The organism is Leisingera sp. McT4-56 (assembly GCF_020514995.1).
Lineage (GTDB): Bacteria > Pseudomonadota > Alphaproteobacteria > Rhodobacterales > Rhodobacteraceae > Leisingera > Leisingera aquaemixtae_A.
On record NZ_JAJALF010000062.1, the window covers coordinates 1 to 1,637 of the forward strand.

1 protein-coding gene and 1 pseudogene are annotated in these 1,637 nt (G+C 62.3%); both read right to left on the reverse strand.

Translation table 11 applies throughout. The features are described from left to right. Positions 1 to 282: 282 nt before the first annotated feature. The gene (locus tag LHL23_RS23390; protein WP_222482650.1) at positions 283 to 1,041 is read right to left on the reverse strand and encodes a DeoR/GlpR family DNA-binding transcription regulator; all 759 of its coding nucleotides are present in this window, start codon (positions 1,039 to 1,041) and stop codon (positions 283 to 285) included. A 310-nt stretch (positions 1,042 to 1,351) separates the two neighbouring features. Further along, positions 1,352 to 1,637, reverse strand: a pseudogene (glyA, locus tag LHL23_RS23395) (serine hydroxymethyltransferase); the annotation flags it as partial.

The following is a 1,637-nucleotide window of genomic DNA, read 5'->3' on the forward strand; positions in this document are numbered from 1 at the left end:
CCGTCCGGTCAGCAGCCGCTGGAACGAAGCGCCGTAGCTGCGCTCAATCCCGGTCCGCACCATCCGCACCGCATACAAAAGCAGCATCGTCGCGCCCGCGAGGCTGATCAGAAAGGTCAGTATTGCCATGTCAGTTTCCGCACGCTGCAGTCAGCAGAGGCAGGGTTGCCTCTGGAACGGCCTTAGTGCCAGCCAGCCGCGGCGGCAACTGGTATTCCCGGCACTCCGCTATCCTGCAAAACGGAACGGCCGCGCTGCGGCCACAGTGTAACAGCTGACGTTTCAGCCTTCCTTCACCGGACGCGCAACTTGCGTTTTGACCCCCCAGTCCGCCAAGGCAGCGGACAGCTTCTTGCCTGGATCCTGGTCAGTGAACAAAAAACCGATCCTGCGCGGCTCAGGCCCGCAGTGCGGGGCGGTCTCCGCGAACTTGGGATGGGCGATGGCGATGGCAACCTGCTGGGCACATTCAGCGGCCACACTTGCCAGCTGGGCTTCCTCTGCGCTGTGATAAAGCACCCCGTGCTTGGCAGAAAGCGCATCCGCTGAGAGGATCGCCAGATCAAGCGCGAACCGGCGCAACTGCCGTTCGGCTACAAACCCGAAAGTGCCGCGCTCATTGCTCTGCATTTCACCGCCCAAAAAATGAACCCGGTTGCCATTGTGGTTCGCCAGTGTTTGCGCAGCCCCGATGGAATTGGTCACCACGATCAGCCCCGATTTCTGGCGCAATTCCTCCGCAACAAACGCGGTGGTGGAGCCGACATCCAGAAAAAGAGCCATCCCGTCACGCACATGCGCGGCCGCCAGCGCCGCAATCCGCGCCTTTTCCTTCTGGTTTTCAGAAATGCGCCGTGCAAAGCTTGTTGCGCTTTGCGGTCCGGCCAGGAATGCGCCCCCGTGCACACGCTGCACGGCACCCGCCTTGTTCAGTGCCTTGATAGTGCGGCGCACGGTTTCTTCGGAGACATCCAGCATCTTGGCCAGCTCCGCGCTGCGGGCAGATCCGCCCAGGCGCCGCAGAGCGTCCACCAGCTCCATTTCACGATGCGAAAGGGATAGAGAGTCTGACAAGAGATTAGTCCGTTTGCTTCTGCCGGTCCCGCACGATTAGGCACAGCCTGCCGATGCAATACAAGACTTTACCGCCGCACCCAATGCTTTCGCGCGTAGCCAAACCTGAGTACGGTTCTCCCAGTTAGCGCCCGCAAGCCGCTTTCCCTTGCTCCCATTTTTTTGCTGGCCCTCGGCAATTTCAAAGGCCTTCCCTGCGGCTTGTTGCCCCTTTGCCCCAAACAAAAACCGCCGCGGCTGCTGGGCCGCGGCGGTTCCGTTGCAATCCCGGGAGGGCTTACAGGTTCGGATAGAGCGGGAACTTGGCGCAGAGGTCGGCGACCTTGGCGCGGACAGACGCTTCCACATCCGCGTTGCCCTCTTCACCGTTGGCTGCCAGCCCGTCGATCACCTCGATGATCAGGTCGGCGATCTGGCGGAACTCCGCCTCGCCGAAGCCGCGGGTGGTGCCTGCGGGCGTGCCCAGGCGCAGGCCCGAGGTCACGGTCGGCTTTTCCGGGTCGAAGGGGATGCCGTTCTTGTTGGTGGTGATGTGGGCACGGCCCAGCGCCTTGTCGGCGATG